This is a genomic window from Aliinostoc maniaoense, from assembly GCF_058172895.1.
The window spans coordinates 3,945,980-3,966,890 of record NZ_CP187952.1 but is presented as its reverse complement, the minus strand read 5'-3'; the positions used below and the strand labels follow the sequence as shown (position 1 = coordinate 3,966,890).

Here is a 20,911-nt window from a genome sequence, read left to right as displayed (position 1 = left end):
TTGTTAGCTAGCATGATCAAACTGAGTGCATAAATTGTTTCTCTCGCAACTGAGTTTATGTTTAGATACCTGCATTTCTATAAGTGCAGGTTTTTTATTTTGAATTTGAATTGATTCATGGCGTACTTATGGGCAACAACTTAAATTATGATTCCATATACAAAAAATAAAAATTTTCCTATATCTGAGGTAATAAAACCATCAAGGATAAGTTCTTTCTAAAGTGAAAAATAAAATTCTCTAGAAGTATGAAGTTTTTATTTATCTATTCGCAGAGAATAAAAGTGTAGTTGATACATTACTAAATGTTGAAATGCTATTATGTTATCCATTGGAGATTATGTAATTAATCAACAAACAGGTCATCTAGGTAAAGTCGTTGGTTACGGCAACTATCTAATCAACAATGTATATACAGTCACATTAAAAGTTATTGTATCTGAAACAGCTAATTCCCAAAAGCGCGTGTTTGTAGTAGAGGATAAAGTCTCAGCATGGATTAGGTGGTCGGTAGTATAATCCTTTTGATTTTTCAGGATGATGATGGTAAACGAGTGTATATTTTGTCTACAAGAAGCAGCGTTACAATTGATATTTAAAAAATATTTACCACCGCAAAATCCATCAGAATGTTTTGTAAATCCCCCTTGTGGTTGTCCCAATCCCGGTAAAGAATTACAGTGTGAAGACTGTATTTATCTGGAAGCTTGCTTGTCTAATTTTAGGCAATTAGGGAGTAGGGAGTAAAAAGACTCTGATTGAGTTCGTAATAAGGACTAAAGTCCTTACTACAAACCTTTACTGATTAAAAAAGTAAACTAGCAGAATTAACATCTAAAAATAAATTCGCTTGAGGTTGTTGACGGAGGATAGAAGCTGGACAGTCTGTGGTTACTGAACCGTGTAACATCCTTTCTACTATTTGTGCTTTCCGTTGTGCTGGTGCGAGACACAGGATTTTTTTAGCAGAACAAATTAAAGGTAAGGTGACAGTAAAAGCGTACTGAGGAACACTATCAAGGTGCGGAAATTGTCCTGTATTGACTTGTTGCTGACGATTAGCTGTATCTAGTTTTACTAGTTTAACGCTGTAAGGGTCTTGGAAGTTAGCTACAGAGGGGTCATTAAAAGCTAAGTGTCCATTTTCACCAATACCAAGACAGCAGAGGTCAATAGGTTGTGCTTGTAGTAGTTTGGTGTAGCGATCGCATTCTGTCAATGGTTCTAAAGTATCACCTTGAATATAGTGAAATTTGTGGGGATATACGCGCTTTTCTACACGTTCTCGCATATAGTAGCGAAAACTCGCAGGATGATCAGCACTAATTCCCAAATATTCATCTAGATGAAATAAAGTAATCCGTGACCAATCTACACCACCCAAAGCCATCAAAGCTGCTAAAAATTGCAGTTGAGAATTGCCTGTGGCCAATAAAACAGCTGCTGTATCCTGATGTTGGAGAAGAGATTGTAAATACTTGTGAGTGATATCTGCAACATCTTGAGCCATATCTGATTCAGAATTATAAATCTGTACCGAAAGGCGATCGACATGAAAAGATTTTGTAGCGGTAATCATTTGTTTAACTAGAAATTATTGATACAAATCACTTCCTCTGCACCCTCTGCTTGCCTATGCGTATCATCCTGAAAGTGCAACGGTATCACTTGTTGCTCAGGGCTAAAAACAATGTAAACTATGGAAATTCAGTTAACAATTATTTACATTAGCCCAAAAATTATGCTAGATGCAATTCTCTTTGATTTAGACGGCACTATTGTCAACACTGACCCCATACACTACCAAGCTTGGCAAAAAATGCTGTTAAGATACAACATGGAAATTGATGAAACCTTTTATAAATCTCGGATTAGTGGCCGATTAAACCCAGAAATTGTCCAAGATATTTTGCCACATTTATCACCAGCAGAGGCGGAAAAGTTTGCTGATGAGAAAGAGGAAATGTTTCGTCAACTTGCTTCCTATCTTAAACCATTAACAGGGTTTTCTGAGTTAGTAGCATGGACAGAAATACATCAACTAAAACGTGCTTTAGTGACAAATGCTCCCAGGTTGAATGTAGAGTTTATGTTAGAGGTTTTGGGAATCAAAGGAATTTTCCATGAAATCATCTTATCCGAGGATTGTATAGCAGGTAAACCTGATCCTGCACCCTATCAGGTTGCTTTAAAGAATTTGGGCGTTAAATCAGAACGAGCTTATGCTTTAGAAGATTCACCTTCGGGTATTCGTGCAGCTGTTGCGGCTGACATCCCTACTATTGGTATTGCTTCCACCCATGATCCTCAACATCTGCGAGATGTTGGTGCTTTGATGGCGATTGCAGATTTTACTGACTTACAATTATGGACATTACTCAACTCATTGATCGAAATAGCTTTAAGTAACAAATAATAAGTCATGGGGCATGGGGCATGGGGCATTGTTAAGTAATGGGTATTTATTCATCACTTATCATTAGACTTCTTGCATAAATACTTTGGTGTTGCTAACAATACTATTTAAAGCTCACTCAAAGGCGCAAAGACGCAAAGAAGAACGCAGAAAGATCACTCTTGAATTTATGTATTCGTAGTGTTCAATTATTCGTGCAAGAGGTCTATTGATTACTTATTACTTATTACTTATTACTTATTACTTAATTTTGCTTCTTGTCCCTGTTGACTGTGCCTAAAAAGGTGGGAATTGAGCCTGTAGAGGCTGCAATTTCTCGATTTTCGTGATTCACTAAATTAATAGTTAATTCCATAATTTTATCAAATTGAAAATTATGAGCTAAACAGCTGAAATACTCCTGTAAAATTGTATTTTCTAATGGCAGTTGCTCGATTAAATTTAAAATCAAGTCATCACTACCTTGGGCGGCGGCTTTATGTATTTTTACTACCCATTCTTGAGGCATTTGAGATAGTACAGACAACATCTCATCAACTTTGGGGATTTTTTTAAGAGATTTTTCTCTAAGCTTATTGAATGTTTGATGAATATCTTCTTGATAAAGATAGCGTACACCTAAATATTGACTAATTTTTTCTAGAATTTGTGCTTTCTGGAAAGGCTTGTTAATTAAATCATCACACCCAGCTTGGATCATTGCTTCCCGTTGTTCTTCAAAAGCGTTAGCAGTTAAAGCAATAATGATTGTATGGTTTTGAGAGTAACCTGACATGGAAAGAGGATTTTTTCGAGAAATTTTGTGAAGGGATTTTTCCAAGAGCAAACAAGCCTCCGTGCGGCTGACTCCGGGTGTGTTTATTGAGATCATGGTGCATTGTTCTTGATCCTTCAATTCCCGGGAACGAATTAAGCGGGTAGCTTGATAACCATCCATTGTAGGCATTCGCATATCCATGAAAATCAGGTGAGGATGCCATTTTTCCCATACAGTAACAGCTTCCTCACCGTTTGAAGCTTCCTGGACAACAAAACCAATAGAAGAAAGAAGTTTCACTAGTAATAGACGACTATCGGGTATATCATCTACCACTAAAATTCGATATTGTTTTTGTTGGGGTGCTAAACCAGTCACACCGGGAGATACTGATGATGTGGGCAGATCAGCAGCAGAGATTAAACCGACTTGAATATCAAAGCTAAATTGACTGCCTACACCTAGAGAGCTGGTAACGCTAATATCTCCCCCCATCATCTGCACGTATTTGCGGCTAATTGCTAATCCTAAGCCTGTTCCCTGTTGTGATTGTTTACCGCTTTCAGTTTGTCCAAAGGCTTCAAAAAGTAACTCTAATTCCTCTGGGGCAATTCCTATACCAGTATCTTGGATCTCGAAGATCAGAGATTGGGAATTGGGGATAATTTCTTGCTTGTTTTCATTGTGGCGATTTTTGAGTTGATTTGTTCCGACTTTCCCATCTCCACTAGCTAACCTAGCTCTGAGTATGACATTGCCAGATGTCGTAAATTTAATAGCATTACCGATAATGTTGAGTAAGACTTGACGTAGTTTGCTTTCATCACCTTGCACGTATTGGGGCAAATTGGCGGCATATTCAAATACTAGCTGTAAATCTTTGGCTTTAGCTCGAATTTGCAAGAGTTCTTGGAGATTATCTAAGAGGCGAATTAAATCAAAACTGCTGAGGTTTAAGGTGGTTCTACCTGCTTCAATTTTGGACATTTCGAGAATGTCATTGATGAGGTTGAGCAGGTGTTCTCCGGCGCGGTTCATGATAGCTAAGTTTTTTTGATGTTCATCAGAGAGGGTGTTGTCATGGCTCATCAGTTGTGTAAATCCCAAAATGGCGTTGAGGGGTGTTCGCAATTCGTGGCTCATGTTGGCTAAAAATTCGCTTTTGGCTCGGTTGGCGGTATCAGCTGCGGTGACGGCAGCTTGTAATGCTTGTGATTGTTGTTGAGTTTGTGCTAATAATTGCGCTTGTTGTAATGCGACTCCCAACTGATTCCCAATCTGCACAACAATGTTGATTTCCCCTGTTTTCCATTGGCGAGGGCTAGAATTTTGATAACTGGCTAATAATCCCCAAAGTTGATTACCACATAAGATGGGAACAGTAATATAGGCTTGGGCTTGAAACTGCTCCAAGAATTTGATGTAATCAGGATTTAAACCAGCTTGGTAGATATCTGATACACAACAGAAACTTGTGCTTGTATGAGATGATATCTGATCTTCTAATTGAATATTTTGGCCGTCTAACATTTTGACTACACAACGACCATTTTCTAAAACATTTTGGGTGAGATTGGGGTTTTGTTGGTGTAATTGCATCAGTGACACCCAATCTGTACTGACAGATTCGGCGACAAATTCGCCACTCCAATCAGGATGAAAACGATAAACAACGACGCGATCACAACTTAAAACTTCCCGTAATTCTGCGGTGGTGGCTGTAAAAATTGTTTCCAAATCTAGGGTCTGGCGCATCCGTTGAATGACTTGAGCGATCGCTCTTTCCCGTTCTATACTTTCTCGTAAAGCAGTTTCTGCCCGTTTGACTCCAGTAATTTCCAAGATCACAGTACCTACACCGTCAGGATGATCTTCTCCTGGAATGGGGAAATAGGAAACCAGAAAATAACGTAGTTGCTCCGGTACATCACAGACAGCAATACTAATCTCTCGGTTGAGAATAGCTTCACCAGTTAAAAGTACGTGTTCACAAAAGGGTGTAATCAAAGCATCTATATTGGGGGCGATTTCACGGAGGGTCTTACCGATGTGGTCTTTTGCAGGTTGCCCAGAAATTTCGGCCATCAGTTCGTTAATTTGCACAAATCGCAAATGGTGGTCTAAGATGCTCATGGCTACAGGCGCACCACTAAAAAAGGCATTGAGACGAGCTTCCCGCAGTTGCAGTTGTTTTTCTAGGGTTTTGCGCTCTGTAATGTCTTTATTCGTTCCAGTCATTCGCACTGGTGTACCCCATTCGTCCCATTCGACAATTTGACCACGAGATTGTATCCATTTCCATTCCCCAGAGGCACAACGCATCCGAAATTCCATTTCATATACAGATGTCAAGCCTTGAAGATGGGCATGAATAGCTGATTTAACAGCTGGTAGTTCTTCAGGATGGATTAATTCTTTGTTAACTAATTGATGTTGATCAACTTGAGATTCTGCGTAACCCAGTAGATGTTGCCATTGCCAGTCACGATAGATTTTACCTGTGCAGAGATTCCAATCCCACAAACCTAACTCACTGGCTTCTAAGGCTAATTGTAATCTTTCTTCGCTTTTTCTATGGGCGGCTTCGATGATTTGCCGTTGAATTAAACTGCCCAATTGAGTGGCTACAGTACCCACTAACATTAGTAACCGCTTATCTACTGCCACTGTACTGCGTTTAAAAAATACTAAAACAGCTACTACTTTCCTACCACCAAGAATAGGAACACCAAAACCAGCTTTAAAGCCGATTTTTGCAGCTTGTGAAGAACGTAAAAATACTGACTCCTTGACCTGAGAAACATCTTCAATCCATTCTGGTTTTTTAGTTTGCCATACTCGCCCCGGTAGTCCCAGTCCCAATGCAAAGGTCATTGTTTGACTGCGATCGCAAAATTCTTCTAGATAGTTTTCTTCACAATAGCAGACTAAACTATGTTCTAAAACACTGCCGTCATCACTGGGTATCCATGCTTCCCCAAATTCCCAACCGATAGTTTGGCAAATCAAACGCAGGACTACTGTTAAAGCACTTTTGACATCAGTGGCGCGGGTAATAGCTTGGGTAGTTAACAACAATAATCGGCTTTCGTTTTCTGCTTGTTTACGCTCAGTGATATCTTTAGCTGTCGCTAATACATAGTTTTGATTCTCGATTTCGATCATTTCTGCACTCAGCAGTAGTGTTTTAATTTCACCATTGGCAGTGCGAAAATCAATTTCATGGTTGCGGATAGCTTTTGTACGTTGCAGGATTTGCGAGAGAAAATGACATTCCTGGGGATTTACCCAAATGTTCAATTCTGCATTGGTGCTACCAATGACTTGTGAACGAGGATAACCAAATAGCCGACAAAAGCTGTCGTTTACTTCTATGTAGCGTATTTCAGGAAAAGTACACAGGGCAATGGGGTCGGGGGAAGCTCGAAAAGCTGAGGCTAGCTTCTGCTCAGACGCACGATGGGCTGCTTCAGCCCGTTGTTGACTTAAAACTAAATTATAGTTGCATAGCTGAACAGGCTTTGCTTGTAGATGACTCTCATGTTCGAGATTAATATTGTCTTGGACTGTCTGACAAGTATGTTTTGCTAACTCAATGGTTAGTTGCTGACATTTTTGTTGTTCTGCTAGTAATTGTTGCTGTAAATTTTGAATAATTATTTGATTGTTAACTCGGATTAAAACTTCTTTTTGTTGTAATGGCTTAGTAATATAGTCCGTCACATCTAATTGCATATCATCGAATCTTAGATATATTTCTTCTACAGCAATTAATAAAATGATGGGTATATTCCTTGTCTGCTGATTGCACTTTAATTTCTGAAAAATCGCTTGTGCCTGGGAGTTGAGGATAGAACTGTCTATTAAAATTATATCTGGTATAAAGTCTATTCCTAAATTAATTTCTATCTCATCAGCAGATAATTGTTCTAATTGATAATTGAGTGGAGCAAATATTTTTAATAAGCAATGATAATTTTCGATTTCATTATCAATTAAGAGAATATTGATTTGCTGATCATCTGTTTTCATATCATGGTTTTTAATTGAAAAAGTTTCACCACACCTAAATGGATTCGTAATCTCAACAATATTTTTTCCGTAATATTTCGGTAGAGAATTTTAAATTAATTATTTATGTAGCTGGAAGTCTTAGGATTCAATATAACTCATATTTGCTACAGTCACATCAATGAAATCACTAATATCATTCATTAATAATCCCGTCTTACCACCATTTTTTATCTCCCTATTTTTGTATCTCTGTATAATTATCTATATTTCTGCCGAGAGAGAAATCGTAATATTACTTATATTGAAGCTGAGTATTATCTGAAGAACATCTAGTGAGGATGATTACTCTTAGAGGATGTTTGAAAAGTATTGTTATTAACACCAAAGTCTCTCTAACCTAACCCCCCTAGCCCCCATTCCCTTGTAGGGAATGGGGGTTTTAAAGCCTCTCTCCTTGTAGGCTACGGTGTACACACAAGTCCAAGTAAAGTAATAACAGAAGGAGTTGTGGGAGTAGAAGGCAGTGGAAAATCCAATCAGAATACACGCTCAAGCAGTTGGGGGAAAAGCATTTGGAGACCCGCGACTCTCTAAAAGGGGGCAGCATTGTACGAAGCAATGGGAAAACATCAATCAGCCAGCATTCGACAAATAAGTAAAAATAGAGCCGAACAAGTGGGATATTATCGGTTTTTGGAGAATAAGAATGTGACAGTAGGGGAATTAGTGCGAAGCTTATCAGACCACTGCGTATCTCATGTAGAAGGAAAGCATATATTAGCAATTAGTGATACGAGCGAAATAAACTTGCAGTCGCATGTAGGCAGGTTGAAAGCCTTGGGTGTAGGTGTAGTCGGAAATAACAAAGATGTAGGATTTTACATTCATCCGACATTGGTATTAGATGCAGAGAATGGATTTCCCTTGGGGATAAGCACAGTAAAACTGTGGACAAGACAGATGAACCATCAAGATAAGCATGAGCGCAACTACCAGCGATTACCAATAGAAAAGAAAGAATCATACAAGTGGCTACGTTCTGCCGAAGAAACGCAAAAATGTTTAACTATTGGTCATGCTAAAATCGTGACTCACATTGCCGACCGCGAAAGCGATATGTATGAGGAATTGGCGACAGTCCCAAATCACGACAATCATGTGCTGGTCAGAGCGCGCATTGACCGTCGCCTTGTGGGAAAACCCAATCATTGTAATTACGAATGATTTCCCGAATCATACTAGCTGTAGCTGGAGCAAGTAAGACCCCATTGCGATAATGTCCAGTTGCTAATAGAACGTTACTAAAGCCTGGCAATTCGCCAATTACTGGTGCTGGCCGACCTTCGGGACGGGGACGTAAACCTGACCAAGTGCGAATAATTTTAGCTGAAGCTAATTCTGGACAAAAAGCGATCGCTTGTTTTTTCACTGACTCTAATAATTCTTGATTAGGGGGAATCTCAGCACTATCTACAGGAAATTCCACCGTCGCCCCTATCCAATAGTCACCGCCACCAATGGGAACTATATGCACATCATTACCATTAATAGCTGGTTGAAAGTCAGGATTACCTAACAAATGTCCTAGAGATACTTGCAGGGCTTGTCCCAAGACAGGACGAATATCTATCTTTTGATTTAACTGGGCTGTCAAAGCTGTAGAACCTAACCCAGCCGAAATAATGATCCAATCGGCGGGGAAGTTACCTGTTGTTGTTTTTACCGAGTTACATTTGCTATTGTCTGGGTTGGAAATACCTAAAACATTCACACCAAACTGGAAATTTACGCCTTTTTGTTGGGCTGCTTCCACTAAAGCCAAAGTTAATACTGTAGGGTCAAGTTGACGATCTTGGGGAGAGTAAACAGCACCAATCACTTCAGGATGATCGATTTGGGGACACATAGCTTTCAGTTTCCCCTGATCCCAAATTTCTAATTGCCAACCTTGGGAGTGGCGAATTTCTGCTAACTTTTCCCAGTGGGCTAAGTTGTCTTCTACCAGACAAAGCCTGAGAATACCTTGACGGTTAAAAGGAATGGTGCGTCCTGTTAAAGCTTCTAGTTCAGGAATCAAAGTTTCATAACGTTGGATGCTGGTTTGTCGTAACTGCCAAGCCTTACCCTTGATTTTCTGGCTAATTATCCCCACCAAAACACCCAACGCCGCCCCAGTAGAAGCCTGTGCTGGTGATTGTTGATCAAATACTGTAATGTTGAGTCCAGGGACTTGGCTCAGTTCATACGCGATCGCCGCCCCCACCACGCCACAACCGATAATCGCTACATTCATAATTTTCGCTCATGAAAATAGGGCATAGGGCATTCAAAACCCCTATACCCCTATACTAGGCTGTTGACTCTGTACCTTTTTTGGGATTTTGTCCATGCAAAAAATGTGCGTAGTTACGATGGCTGAAACTGTGTTTTGAGAAGGCTTTGAGGCACAAATTAAACATCGCGTACAAAATTACTAAAAACCGCCCAAATTTTAACAAAGTCAACAGCCTACCCCTATACCCCTACACCCTTACATCCCTTGATTCTTTCCCCTATTCTAGCTAGCCTCAGATGCGCTACTGCTTTCAGGCAGCAGTTCTAGGAATTGATCAACATCAGCGAAAGCAGCTTTATAGTTACTTAAGGCAAGTTGAGTATTACCAGCACTAGCAGCCTGATCGATTTTAACTAGATGGTTGAGCAAATCTTTGTTGATTTGCCGGGCTGTGGATTGTGCTTTAGGCAGTAGGTTGGGTGTGATGTAAGTCATACTTAGCCTAGCTTCTGCCATTGGCCCATGAATAAAATTACCCACATCGATCCAGTCACCTTTTTGAATCAGGGTTTTCAGTTCGTCTGCGCGATCGCGCACAGCTTGAATCTCAGGGGAGTGTACCTGAATCTTCTCAAGTTGAGCAGTTGTATAAGTTGGAGGAGCAACTGCGGTAGTAGGACTGCCGCAACTAACTAGAAACGTTGCTACAAGTACGATAAGTAATGAAATGATTGAGCGTTGACGCGCCATACACTGAAATTGGTTGGTTTCTTTTTGCTGATTCACAGTGTCATTCTATATCGCGGAGGTAATTTATCGTTCCTACCAGTAAATGATTTTGGAGAAATTTTTTCATATTTCCCTTGGACTGTTCCACAAAAAGCTCATTATGAGCTATTTTGGTAAAATTTTTAAGTACAATTACTTAACTAGAGGTTAATGACTAGAGACTAGAGGCTAAAAACTGGATAATTAGCTTAATTGCCAATCCAGAGTCCCTAATCCCTACTCCCCACTCCCTACCTTTAAGTCCGTCCCAATCAAGGAGTGTTTTTTCGTGAATGCAGCTGAACAGGCAACCAACCTTGAACTCGCCAGCAAGATTGCTACAGCAGTTAACTTGTTCAAATTCGAGTTTCCTGATGCCAAATCAGATTTAAAACCCTGGAACAATGACCCAGACACCAGAGAATTAGTTGATCCAGATTCTATAGATATTGGTTTTCATTTTCCTGGTGTGAGTAAATCTTGGCGTAGTCGCAGTATTTTAATTCAAATTCGATTTCACCAAGACCCCATCACGAAATCACGACGAGCCATTGGCTTAGAGGTAGCTGGGTTTGATCATCGCGGTGAAGTGTGGCGACTTTCTACGGTAGAGACTTGGAGTTTTGTGGGTGAGTCTATCCCTTCTGGTGAAGTTACAGACAAACTCAAACAAGTTTGCCGCCAGATTTTAGAAGTTTTTAATAAACAGAATGATTAGTCAATCAATTTTAGATTTGGGAATTTAGATTTTAGATTCAATCCGGCAATCCAAAATTTAAAATCTAAAATTCGGAAGCCCACTCCTGGTGGAGCTTTGACTCAAACTAATCCAAAATCCAAAATTTAAAATCTAAAATTCGGAGGGTCAATAGTTAAGGGACTTCCAAGCAGAAACTATTCTATTACTGTGTGAGTAAGGAACTTTGATTTGCTATCACAATTGAATAATTTAATTGCTGGAAGTCCCCAATATTTATTAGTCATTACTTACCAGTCAACAATCAACCGTTAACAGTCATCATTTCTTAGCTTCTGCAACTCCCATCAACACAGTAAGGTGATTGATAGGTAGTGGGGCGTTTACCAAAAATATTGTAACGATTGTCCCGGATTTGTTGGTAGAGGTAATCTCCTACTGATTTTGCTACCGGTAAGGCTCGATATGCGTCTATAAAAGCACTACCCAGAGGCAACAATCGCCGAATTTCTTCCACCGCATCACTGCCTTGCCAACGTCTATTAGGGTCATTGGCATCAATTAAAATTATCCCTTGTTCACAGTCTTCAGATGTAATACCCCATTCGGCAAGGGTTTCCTCATCTTGCATAGGGATGTAACGAAACAGTTGCCCTTGGTCTAGGGTTTCTAGTAACTGTACTAGAGGAACGCAGAGATTACAGTTACCATCGTAAATAACGTAGTAATTCATCATTAATAACCCATGTTTTTGGTAACAATTTTCTGAAAAATATTTTAATATATAATTAAGCAGTAAATTTTGATTTAATTAAGTATTATTTAATTTGTCGATTTCCATAAATACCCCTTTTAATCAAATCAGCTGTCCCGTATCTAAGTTTCACATCTTGTTTGTGATGTTGACGGTTAACGTCAAAAAATTCAACAATGACTGTGTAATTTAAAAGCGTAATAGCTCCTCATCAATTTTTATAACATATTAAAAAGATTTTTCAAGGTAAATCTAAAAGCTTGTGGGTGAGAATGATGTCGGAAGAAAAAATCCTGAGTGTTGATGTGGCTCAAGAAGATTCCTTTGGGGAGATTCTGCCGCGATCGCCCTTGATTTCTAGTTACCATGCTCAATGGGAAGGTTTACGTCTTGATGTTCATCAACAGCCAAGCCATGAAACTCCTGAACACATCATTCAACAACACGTTATTAGTATCAGCTTAAAGCCCGAAATTATCAAAGCAGAGCGAGTGTTGAACGGACATTTGCAGCCAGAAAATGTAGGTAACGGAGACGTAGCCATTATTCCGGCTCAGATTACTCACATCTCACGCTGGCAATCGGAAGCTGAATTTATGATTATGGGCTTAGAGCCAGCTTTTTTGAGGCGAATTGCCATAGAAACAGGAGATTGGCAGGAACTGGAAATTAAACCACGTTTTGCAGCCCCAGATCCATTAATTCATCAAATTGGACTAGCACTCAAGTCAGAACTAGAATCTCATGGTGATGGTAGCCGTATTTATATTGAATCCCTGACAAATACCCTTTGTGTTCACCTCCTGAAACATTATTGTGTGACTAATCACACCAGCCTTCCTTATTCTAAGGATAAAGGTTTATCTGCCTGGAAACTCAGACAAGCCATAGCCTACATTCACGATAACCTCAACCAAGATTTAACTCTGGCAGAGATTGCGGCGGTAGTGGATATGAGTATGTATCATTTTTCACGACTATTCAAACAATCAACAGGCTTTGCACCACATCAGTATGTGATGAATTGCAGAATTGAGCGAGCAAAAAAGCTTTTGGCTCAAAGCAATCAACCTATCGATAAAATTTGCCAAGAAGTTGGCTTTCAGAGTCAAAGTCACTTCACTAATGTCTTTCGCAAGCTTATAGGTATCACACCCAGAAATTACAGAGAAAAAGTGAAAATTTAAAAATTGGGCATTGGGCATAGGGCATTGGGCATATCAATTCAAAATTCAAAATTCAAAATTCAAAATTCAAAATTCAAGAGTTTTTCTGCCTCTGCTCCCCTGCTCCCCTGCTCCCCTGCCCCTCTGCTCCCTTGTCCCCCTTGTCCCCCTTGTCCCCCTTGTCCCCCTTGTCCCCCTTGTCCCCCTTGTCCCCCTTGTCCCCCTTGTCTCCCCTTGCTCCCTGCTCCCTGCCCCCTGCCCCCTGCCCCCTGCCCCCTGCTCCCTGCTCCCTGCCCCCCTGCTCCCAGTTCCCCGTTAATAGTATCCTTTTAGTAAGTACGCCACTTTTGAGTGCGTACTTTTCATTTACTGTTGCTATGTTTTAAGATTTATATAGTTGAAACAGGGATAAAAAACCTGAATAGCTACAAATAATTATCTATCAAAACACAAACTTAAAAACTGATAAAAAACATATTTTTTGGTCAGTTAATATAACACGAAAAATTTTTCATTCACTAATCACTAATTTGGAAGCGAGGTAAATTTATGTCTGCTAATACAATTAACTACCTAATTCATGATCGCAGCGATCGCGGTCGTAGTCAAACTGGTTGGCTCGATAGTTATCACACCTTTTCCTTCAGTAATTTCTATGATCCCAACCGGATGGGATTTCGTTCTTTGAGAGTGATTAACGATGACCGCATTGCGGCCGGTGCTGGATTTCCTACCCACGGACACCAGGACATGGAAATTTTGACTTATGTGTTATCTGGTGCAGTAGAACACAAAGACAGTTTAGGTACAGGCTCAGTGATTCGTCCTGGTGATGTACAAATCATGAGTGCTGGTACTGGTATTCACCACAGCGAATTTAATCATTCCCAAACTGAACCACTCCACCTATTACAAATCTGGATTTTACCTGATCAAAAAGGACTCTCACCGAGATATGAACAAAAAGCCTTTTCCCCAGAGGAAAAGCGTGGTCAACTCCGCTTAGTAGCCGCTAAAAATGGACGGGATGGTGCTGTGACTATTCACCAAGATGTAGACATCTACGCCTCGGTTTTAGAACCTGGTGATGTAGTTAATTATCATCTCCAACCCAATCGTTATGGCTGGTTACAAATAGCTCAAGGTGTCGCCACCTTACATGGAGAAGAATTGAGAGCCGGGGATGGCGTACAAATCAACGGCGAAGAACAGTTAGAAATTAGTACCAATGTGGGTACAGAATTTTTACTGTTCGATTTAGCTTAATCATTTTTGCCTCCCCTACATCAATCAATCCAAAATCAAAAATTGATTGACTCATACCTAGAATAGATGTAAGATTTTCTTAGATAGAAGGGGAGTAGCTACTGGCATAAAATTTCCCAGCCAGTACATCTGAGTCAACACACTGGCGATGAGCCTGGTTCAGATGACAAATAATTAAGATTTGGTAGCGAGACCTTCACTAAGTTCACAAAAACGTGAGCTTGGTGGGGTCTTTTGGCATTCATCAAGCTCACATCACACAGGATTTTTCAGGAGCTTGAGAGAGTGCTAACAGCTTTTACCGCAGGTTTACTATTGATTACAGTTTCAGAATTAGGGGATAAAACATTTTTTATCGCTATGATTTTGGCAATGCGCCATTCACGGCGATTGGTATTTACGGGAGTGGTAGCTGCTTTAGCAGCGATGACAATTCTTTCAGTATTATTTGGGCAAGCCGCCTCACTACTGCCCAAAGTGTATATTCATTATGCAGAAATAGCTTTATTTATTGCCTTTGGGATCAAGCTGTTATACCAAGCTAGTAAGATGACTGCTGCTGCTGAGAAAGCCGAAATGATGGCAGAAATGGAAGAAGCCAAAGCCGCCGTCGAAAAAGCGGATTTGGAGCTACCCAAACAAAAAACTCCCCTATCGATTGTCATAGAAGCCTTTATCTTGACATTTATGGCAGAATGGGGCGATCGCACCCAAATCGCCACCATAGCCTTAGCGGCCGGTAATAATGCCATTGGTGTCACCATAGGAGCTATTTTAGGTCATGCTATTTGTGCAGCGATCGCAGTTATTGGCGGCAAAATGATCGCCGGACGCATTTCTGAGCGTCAACTCACCTTTGCCGGGGGATGCTTGTTTTTAATTTTTGGGATTTTTGCCGCCATTGAGGGAGCTTGAGGGACTTGTTGATGTCTAGGCAGGGGAGCAGGGGGCAGGGAGCAGGGGGAGACAAGGGAGACAAGGTAGACAAGGTAGACAAGGTAGACAAGGGAGAAATATTTACCCCAATGCCCAATGCCCAATGCCCAATGCCCCATGCCCAATGCCCCATGCCCAATGCCCCATGCCCAATGCCCCATGCCCCATGCCCTTTAAGGCTTAAGTGTACTTTCAGGAGTGGCTGCGGGTGATGTAGTAGCTGTAGGGGTAGGTGGGGGTGATGTAGTTGCAGCTTTGTTAATCTCATCTTTGTATTGAGCAGGAGCTAAAGCTAAGGCACTATCAAACAAAGGTTTCGCTTCGGTGACTTTACCCTGTTCCTTCAACAACATCGCCTTAGCCAAAATTGGGCGAAAATCTTGGGGGGCTTTTTTAATTGCCTGATCAAAAGCAGAAATAGCTTGAGGATAGCGTTTTTGGCTTGCGTGAACATTACCCAGTAATACCTGTACAGCGACTACATCGACACTACCAGGCTGGATAGTATTAGCTTGGGCAGCATTAGTTAAAGTTTCTTGCAGCAAACCTACAGCCGCCTCTGGGCGTTGCTGACTGACTAACAGAGCCACCATTCCCTGTAAAGCCTTGATATCCCCTGGTTTGGTGTCTAAAATGGCTCGATAAGCTTGAGCCGCACCTTCGTTATCACCTATTTGCTGTTTAGCTTGAGCCAACAACACACCATACTCGGACTGCTGGGGATTAAGTTTCGCCAACCTTTCCAAAGGTTGAATCACCCCTTGAATATCACCTTGTTTTAAGCTTAGTAACTGTAGCCGCGCTTGTAATAAACCCTTGAGAGCCGTTTGATTTTCTGGCTCTCGTTGTAAAACCAATTCATAACCTCGTACTTCATCTTGCAACTTAGATATTTGGTTAGAAGTAGCAACGTCACCTGTGTTAGTGGCATTGGGGCTTGGGGATGACGTATCATTGAGCGCACTAATGATGGGAACTAAAGAAATACCTACAAAAGTAATAACTGCCAGTGCTAGAATAATCTGAACTATCCAGCGATTGCGCGGTTGAGACACGATTTCGTCCCCCTCTAAAACTCTGATCTCATTATTATTGACACAAACACAAAAGTTAAAAATTTGAAAAACTGTACGGAATACCGCCAATTAAGAGTGAATTTTATAACAAATGATTATTTGACTGCTAAATTAAGTGATTACTTTAGGAAGACCCATCATATTAGAAGCTATGATATGCTTCCGAAACTGCGGTAAAGACGCTAAATTACACATTTAGATCATGAATGCCGGATTTAGCGTCTTTACAATTGTATAGAGCGTTCTGTTGTGATTTTGTGAAAAGCCAATATACTTTCATCAACCACACAAACGCCATTTCTAGCTGCCTTAGTAAAATCCCATTATGGGATGTGTCTCCGCCGCAAGGAGTTTTTATGAATTCCGACCTGATGCCTTCGCCTGATTCCTCCAACTCTTTTGCTTCCAATGAACCTGAAACTCAACCAGAGGCAGCCGCTAAGATTCACATAGCAGCAACCCAGCCCTCTAAAGTTGAAAGTTCACCTGTCAAATCTAATGAAACCGACTCCCATGAGAACCCAGTAGATCGCCAACAACCAATACCGCCCCCTAGTGAACCAATGCAGTACCGTGCCATTGGACTAGTGCGCGGTCGCTATCAAGCTAGTGACGAACATTTTACCCAAGGTATGTTATGTACCTCGGATGGCGTAGAACTCAATGCCGTCTTACTGGGTCGGATTATGAGTCTAGTGAAAAATCACCTAGACCTAGAAAAAGAACATTTGTGGGTAGTTTATCCCCGCACCAGACAAGAAAATGACACCTTACATATTCAAATTGTAGGGGTATGGGAGCCTGAAAGCCTTGCTAAACCAGCAACAGCAGAAACTCAAGCTGATTCGGAGTCAAAAGAACTACAGACATCCGATGAGAGTTTAGTAGATGAGAGTAAAGAAGCTACAAGCCTCCCAGCACCTTCATCGCACATCCCTGATGGCGGTTTCTCCGTCCGTGGGGAGGTGGTTTACCAGTCTTTTGATGAAAAGAGCTTAGTCGTCAAAATTAAGCAAGCTCCACGCAAACCAAACGATAAACCCAAATATTTCAAGTTGAAATTGCGGGGTGTGTTGACAACCAAAGCCGTAGGCAAGTTTTGGGACTTTCAAGCCAAGCGAGAAGCTGACGGGTTAGTCATAGAAACAGCAGAAGCGATCGCGGATTTGCCCAAAAAACGCAGACCACCCTTCAAAGGTGGCGGTGGCCCTCGTGGTGGTGGCGGTGGTAGAAGACCATTCCCCCCCAGACGGCCAGGAGAAACTCCACGTCCTGTCAAGAGAGGAAGCGGCGACTCTTCCCCAGTTACCAAACCCTTACCAAAATCGTCTTCATCGAGTTCTACACCCACTCCGAAGCCGATTAAACGGCCAAAACCAACACAAGAATAGGTTATGGGGCATTGGGCATTGGGCATTGGGCATTGGGCATTGGGCATTGGGCATTGGGCATGGGGGGTAAATATTTCTCCCTTGTCTTCCTTGTCCCCCTTGTCTCCCTTGTCTCCCCCTGCCCCCTGCCCCCCTGCTCCCTGCTTTAAAACTCTCTCCAATGGTCTTGAGGAAGAAAAGACCTCTCCATTGGAATTGATGCGACTGGTTCAGTCAGGGTAAAGTTGCCGGCTTGAATCCATTGTTTTAACTCTATGGCTACTTGCCGAGATAAAAACAAACTAGCTAAAGGAGCAACCCTAACGGTTTTACCCTCAATGGTGATACGCCCGGATTTTAGTTGGGCGTAACTCACCAAACCAAAGGTCGGACGCACTCGCCGGGGAATGGAAAAATCAACTATCGGCGCGACTAAATCTTGATCTTGAACTGCACAGTTTTCTACTACCTGTTCATTTAATAAGGGTATGGGTACACCTACACCCAACATTAACGAAGAACCATAACTTTTAAAGTAACAACCCCTAACCCAGCGCGTATCCATTTGTTTGGCATCACCAATTAAGGCTAAAGTCGCAGCCGGGCCAATGGGTGTTTGATTGTCTAATCGCTTTTGTAAAGGAAAATGTTGTGTTCCTTCCCAAGCGACATAACCAACACCGCCACCTAAGAAAATACGCGTACCAATGCCAATAATTTGTAATTTTGGGTCATTTAATAGGGGAGAAACCGCCCCAGGGTTAGAATAGACCGCATTGCCTAAACGGGGTTGTAAAGGGCCAAGGTAAGTATGAAGTGGGCGATCGCCTCCATTTACCCCTACAATAAAGTTTTGATAAAGATTACGGGGATTAAATAAATAAAACTGATTTATTGTGTCACGGGTAATAGAAGTCTCAAAACTAGCCCTAGGATAACAATCAGTGACTTGTCCTTGGGCGCGGATATGGACGGGTTTACCTGCAATCAAATCTTCTATAACATGGCCACCGCCCCGTTCCCGGACTTCTTCGCCATCCATCGTATCGACAACACAGCTAGCACCCAAATATAAATCGACTGCACCAAAACCAGTGTATGCGGGTACACCATCCACCCAACAACGACGAATTTTAATTGGTGGGTCAGTGTGTCCCAGATTAATAATTGCACCACTTGATTCCATTGGTTCAAAAGTGCCAGTGGTGACAATATCAACCTCTTGAGTAACTTTCTTCACACCGACTTCCGCAACCCGTGCTTTTAGTTCCTCAGCCGTTAATACTACCGCTTTTTGGCGGTTAATTTTTTCATTAATTTCTGCAATAGTTCGCATCTTCAATTGACTGAGCAGATTCATACCCTTATTCTAGGTGGAATCATCGCCAGTGCTTGGGATTTCCCGCTACATCCCAAGGATGAGCGGGAGTTGGGTGGGCATAGTAAATAATTTATTTACACCGTTGATAGGGCAGAATCAACTAATTTTTTTAATTTCAGATATGCTTCTGGTGCTGTCAAACAATTGCAATTAGTGTCATCAGGAATACAAAATTCCCAACTATCGGGGTAGTAACGCACCACAAAAGAAGGAATTAGTTTCAATGCTACTGCCTTCCTACCCAATTCTTCTGTTTTTTCTGCTAAGGTAACTTCGTCGTGAAACAAGTACTGACTCATAAAAATAACACCTGCATTTTCATCTATTACTAGGTGGTCTAGTCAGCACAGCTACTAGTTTACAATTAGTAGCGATCGCGTCTTGAGACTTGAGTTGCTGACGTTGTAATTATCAATACCAAGAGATGATCGAGGGTTTAACTTCTCACCATCACCTTAAATGTTGTTATAAACAGAAAATTTGAGGAACTTGTGAGGAAGACTAGCATTTTCAGAAAATCTTGACTAATGATAGTTATTATGTGGGTTGTGGCTGGGGCGATCGCTATTTTTTGGCTGCACAACTCAAGAACTAGTCAATAAATCTTGATTGGGTTGATTTTTACTCACCAGTGTTCTAGGTAATTGTGACCCCAATACTAAAATCATGATGCTCATATAACAAATTAAAGCGATCCATAATAAATGATTATTCTGCAAATACCATCCTGTAGCAGCTAGGGGCGCAAAACCTAATCCAAAGGCTAACAAAACGGCGTTACGGATGATAGCACCTTCTTTTAAGCCAATAAAGTAACCTTCTAGCATAAAAGCAACAGCCGTTAATCCGAGAAGCGGTAGTAACCAAATTACATAATTACTGATGTGTTGATTTACCTCTGTATGATTAGTCAGTAATCCAAATATGGTATCTGGGAAAATCACAGAGCCGACAGCAAAACTCAGGGCAATCAATAAACTGGTAATTACGGAAATCCCTAACAACGGCAGCATCTTTTCTGTTGTGCCTTTACCTTGAAAGTTCCCCGTCAAGGTTTGGGTTGTCATTCCTACACCTTGAATAGTGAATTGACTCAGCAGCGCAATTTGTAACAGCAATCCATTTTCAGCCAAGGTGACTGTTCCCATTGTGGCACTGAGGTTAGTAAAGATGGCATAGGTGGAAATCAAAACTAAAAATCGTACTAAAATGTTAGTTTTAAGAACAACGGTATCTTTCAAAGCTGCCCAATCAAACACCTCTTGCAATGCGGCTGATACTTTTCCCCACTGAATACTGCAACAGACTCCCACCAAACCAATCAATAATGCTAAATACTGGCTGAGTGCTGTAGCTAGCCCCGCTCCCATGCTTGCCCAACCCCATCTGACAATCATCAAATAATCCAGCAGCACATTAGAGCCGTTGCCAATTAAAGATATCAGCAACACGAGACTATTCATTTCTCGCCCCGTAAACCAACCAATTAAGACAAAGTTGAGCAACACAGCCGGAGCAGCCCAAATTCTGGCATAGAAATAGTCAGTTCCAGAACTCTCTATTGCTGGTGAACCGCTTAAAATCAAAAATCCCAGCTTTTGGATTGGATATTGCAGTAACAGAATGAGTAACCCAATTCCTAGGGCAATGAAAGCACTCCTCATCCCTACTAACAATATAGTTTTGTGGTCATCCATCCCTACGGCTTGTGCAGTCAGAGCATTAACACTGGAGCGTAAAAATTTTAATACCCGATAAAGGTAGTCAAAGAGTATGGTAGCGAGGATGACTCCCGCTAAGTGACGGATATCTGCTAAATGACCTAAAAAGGCAATGTCAACAATACCTGCTAAGGGAACCATCATATTGGAAAGCACATTAATGCTTGCCATTTTGTAAAATCTTGGTAAAAAGTCGTACTGGAGTGAGACTGCTGCAAATCTCATAATTTGACCGTAGATGGAATTATGGATGGAAATTGGAACTATTGTAGTTTAGGCTGTAGGCAATCTTGAAAGTTTGACGGTGATTTAAA

General features: G+C 41.1%; 17 protein-coding genes and 1 pseudogene. 9 read left to right on the top strand and 9 right to left on the bottom strand.

From position 1 onward, the window contains the following. The first annotated feature begins 321 nt into the window (after positions 1–321). A complete protein-coding gene (locus tag ACPZ3T_RS17130; RefSeq protein ID WP_490270674.1) occupies positions 322–519 on the top strand; it encodes a hypothetical protein in 198 nt (65 codons plus the stop codon). 286 nt (positions 520–805) lie between these two features. Here the strand turns inward: ACPZ3T_RS17130 and ACPZ3T_RS17125 are convergent, their stop codons facing one another. After that, a complete protein-coding gene (locus ACPZ3T_RS17125) occupies positions 806–1,579 on the bottom strand; it encodes a glucosamine-6-phosphate deaminase (RefSeq protein WP_490270673.1) in 774 nt (257 codons plus the stop codon). 162 nt (positions 1,580–1,741) lie between these two features. Here ACPZ3T_RS17125 and ACPZ3T_RS17120 point away from each other — a divergent pair, with 162 nt between their 5' ends. Continuing rightward, complete coding sequence (locus ACPZ3T_RS17120; protein WP_490277254.1) at positions 1,742–2,416, top strand: HAD family hydrolase; 675 nt, start codon at positions 1,742–1,744, stop codon at positions 2,414–2,416. A gap of 244 nt (positions 2,417–2,660) precedes the next feature. On the opposite strand, the gene ACPZ3T_RS17115 is transcribed toward ACPZ3T_RS17120, so the two are convergent. Continuing rightward, positions 2,661–7,205 (bottom strand): PAS domain S-box protein, encoded by a 4,545-nt coding sequence (locus ACPZ3T_RS17115; RefSeq protein ID WP_490270672.1) that lies wholly within the window; start codon positions 7,203–7,205, stop codon positions 2,661–2,663. Positions 7,206–7,805: 600 nt separating this feature from the next. Between ACPZ3T_RS17115 and ACPZ3T_RS17110 the strand changes: the two are divergent. Then, positions 7,806–8,378 (top strand): annotated as a pseudogene (locus tag ACPZ3T_RS17110) (IS4-like element ISSysp3 family transposase); the annotation flags it as partial. Here ACPZ3T_RS17110 and ACPZ3T_RS17105 read toward each other — a convergent pair. Next, entirely contained in the window at positions 8,353–9,480 is a 1,128-nt protein-coding gene (locus ACPZ3T_RS17105; RefSeq protein WP_490270671.1) for an NAD(P)/FAD-dependent oxidoreductase, read from the bottom strand. The pseudogene ACPZ3T_RS17110 and the gene ACPZ3T_RS17105 overlap by 26 nt on opposite strands. A gap of 264 nt (positions 9,481–9,744) precedes the next feature. Next, positions 9,745–10,212 (bottom strand): photosystem II protein PsbQ, encoded by a 468-nt coding sequence (gene psbQ, locus ACPZ3T_RS17100; protein WP_490277253.1) that lies wholly within the window; start codon positions 10,210–10,212, stop codon positions 9,745–9,747. Positions 10,213–10,519: 307 nt separating this feature from the next. Here psbQ and ACPZ3T_RS17095 point away from each other — a divergent pair, with 307 nt between their 5' ends. Further along, positions 10,520–10,948, top strand: coding sequence for a hypothetical protein (locus ACPZ3T_RS17095; protein WP_490270670.1), 429 nt, complete (start codon positions 10,520–10,522; stop codon positions 10,946–10,948). 307 nt (positions 10,949–11,255) lie between these two features. On the opposite strand, the gene ACPZ3T_RS17090 is transcribed toward ACPZ3T_RS17095, so the two are convergent. Further along, positions 11,256–11,660, bottom strand: a complete 405-nt coding sequence (locus ACPZ3T_RS17090; protein ID WP_490277252.1) for a thiol-disulfide oxidoreductase DCC family protein — start codon at positions 11,658–11,660, stop codon at positions 11,256–11,258. 293 nt (positions 11,661–11,953) lie between these two features. Between ACPZ3T_RS17090 and ACPZ3T_RS17085 the strand changes: the two genes are divergently transcribed. The 4 genes from ACPZ3T_RS17085 (at position 11,954) to ACPZ3T_RS17070 (ending at position 15,261) form a co-directional block, all read left to right on the top strand. Beyond that, positions 11,954–12,868 carry a helix-turn-helix domain-containing protein gene (locus tag ACPZ3T_RS17085; protein WP_490270669.1) on the top strand — a complete coding sequence of 305 codons (915 nt, stop codon included), beginning with the start codon at positions 11,954–11,956 and terminating at the stop codon, positions 12,866–12,868. A 528-nt stretch (positions 12,869–13,396) separates the two neighbouring features. Next, positions 13,397–14,113 carry a pirin family protein gene (locus ACPZ3T_RS17080; RefSeq protein ID WP_490270668.1) on the top strand — a complete coding sequence of 239 codons (717 nt, stop codon included), beginning with the start codon at positions 13,397–13,399 and terminating at the stop codon, positions 14,111–14,113. 285 nt (positions 14,114–14,398) lie between these two features. Continuing rightward, positions 14,399–15,028, top strand: coding sequence for a TMEM165/GDT1 family protein (locus tag ACPZ3T_RS17075; protein ID WP_490270667.1), 630 nt, complete (start codon positions 14,399–14,401; stop codon positions 15,026–15,028). A gap of 11 nt (positions 15,029–15,039) precedes the next feature. Beyond that, the gene (locus tag ACPZ3T_RS17070) at positions 15,040–15,261 is read left to right on the top strand and encodes a hypothetical protein (RefSeq protein WP_490270666.1); all 222 of its coding nucleotides are present in this window, start codon (positions 15,040–15,042) and stop codon (positions 15,259–15,261) included. Here ACPZ3T_RS17070 and ACPZ3T_RS17065 read toward each other — a convergent pair. Beyond that, on the bottom strand, positions 15,223–16,104 hold the full coding sequence (locus ACPZ3T_RS17065) for a tetratricopeptide repeat protein (protein WP_490270665.1): 882 nt from the start codon (positions 16,102–16,104) through the stop codon (positions 15,223–15,225). The genes ACPZ3T_RS17070 and ACPZ3T_RS17065 overlap by 39 nt on opposite strands. Before the next feature lie 377 nt (positions 16,105–16,481). Here ACPZ3T_RS17065 and ACPZ3T_RS17060 point away from each other — a divergent pair, with 377 nt between their 5' ends. Further along, on the top strand, positions 16,482–17,516 hold the full coding sequence (locus tag ACPZ3T_RS17060; RefSeq protein WP_490270664.1) for a hypothetical protein: 1,035 nt from the start codon (positions 16,482–16,484) through the stop codon (positions 17,514–17,516). A 145-nt stretch (positions 17,517–17,661) separates the two neighbouring features. Here ACPZ3T_RS17060 and ACPZ3T_RS17055 read toward each other — a convergent pair whose 3' ends face one another. From ACPZ3T_RS17055 to gntT, 3 genes are all read right to left on the bottom strand, one after another. Further along, the gene (locus tag ACPZ3T_RS17055; protein ID WP_490270663.1) at positions 17,662–18,831 is read right to left on the bottom strand and encodes a homocysteine biosynthesis protein; all 1,170 of its coding nucleotides are present in this window, start codon (positions 18,829–18,831) and stop codon (positions 17,662–17,664) included. 119 nt (positions 18,832–18,950) lie between these two features. After that, positions 18,951–19,175 carry a hypothetical protein gene (locus tag ACPZ3T_RS17050; RefSeq protein ID WP_490270662.1) on the bottom strand — a complete coding sequence of 75 codons (225 nt, stop codon included), beginning with the start codon at positions 19,173–19,175 and terminating at the stop codon, positions 18,951–18,953. 285 nt (positions 19,176–19,460) lie between these two features. Then, entirely contained in the window at positions 19,461–20,822 is a 1,362-nt protein-coding gene (gntT, locus tag ACPZ3T_RS17045) for a guanitoxin biosynthesis MATE family efflux transporter GntT (RefSeq protein WP_490270661.1), read from the bottom strand. Between the last annotated feature and the right edge of the window lie 89 nt (positions 20,823–20,911).

Bases quoted from the DNA above. Each gene is read 5' to 3' on its own strand.
- ACPZ3T_RS17080 (WP_490270668.1), top strand. From the start codon at position 13,397: ATGTCTGCTAATACAATTAACTACCTAATTCATGATCGCAGCGATCGC.
- ACPZ3T_RS17120 (WP_490277254.1), top strand. From the start codon at position 1,742: ATGCTAGATGCAATTCTCTTTGATTTAGACGGCACTATTGTCAACACT.
- ACPZ3T_RS17125 (WP_490270673.1), bottom strand. From the start codon at position 1,579: ATGATTACCGCTACAAAATCTTTTCATGTCGATCGCCTTTCGGTACAG.
- ACPZ3T_RS17070 (WP_490270666.1), top strand. From the start codon at position 15,040: ATGTCTAGGCAGGGGAGCAGGGGGCAGGGAGCAGGGGGAGACAAGGGA.
- ACPZ3T_RS17060 (WP_490270664.1), top strand. From the start codon at position 16,482: ATGAATTCCGACCTGATGCCTTCGCCTGATTCCTCCAACTCTTTTGCT.
- gntT (WP_490270661.1), bottom strand. From the start codon at position 20,822: ATGAGATTTGCAGCAGTCTCACTCCAGTACGACTTTTTACCAAGATTT.
- ACPZ3T_RS17130 (WP_490270674.1), top strand. From the start codon at position 322: ATGTTATCCATTGGAGATTATGTAATTAATCAACAAACAGGTCATCTA.
- psbQ (WP_490277253.1), bottom strand. From the start codon at position 10,212: ATGGCGCGTCAACGCTCAATCATTTCATTACTTATCGTACTTGTAGCA.
- ACPZ3T_RS17055 (WP_490270663.1), bottom strand. From the start codon at position 18,831: ATGCGAACTATTGCAGAAATTAATGAAAAAATTAACCGCCAAAAAGCG.
- ACPZ3T_RS17115 (WP_490270672.1), bottom strand. From the start codon at position 7,205: ATGAAAACAGATGATCAGCAAATCAATATTCTCTTAATTGATAATGAA.
- ACPZ3T_RS17050 (WP_490270662.1), bottom strand. From the start codon at position 19,175: ATGAGTCAGTACTTGTTTCACGACGAAGTTACCTTAGCAGAAAAAACA.
- ACPZ3T_RS17090 (WP_490277252.1), bottom strand. From the start codon at position 11,660: ATGAATTACTACGTTATTTACGATGGTAACTGTAATCTCTGCGTTCCT.
- ACPZ3T_RS17105 (WP_490270671.1), bottom strand. From the start codon at position 9,480: ATGAATGTAGCGATTATCGGTTGTGGCGTGGTGGGGGCGGCGATCGCG.
- ACPZ3T_RS17085 (WP_490270669.1), top strand. From the start codon at position 11,954: ATGATGTCGGAAGAAAAAATCCTGAGTGTTGATGTGGCTCAAGAAGAT.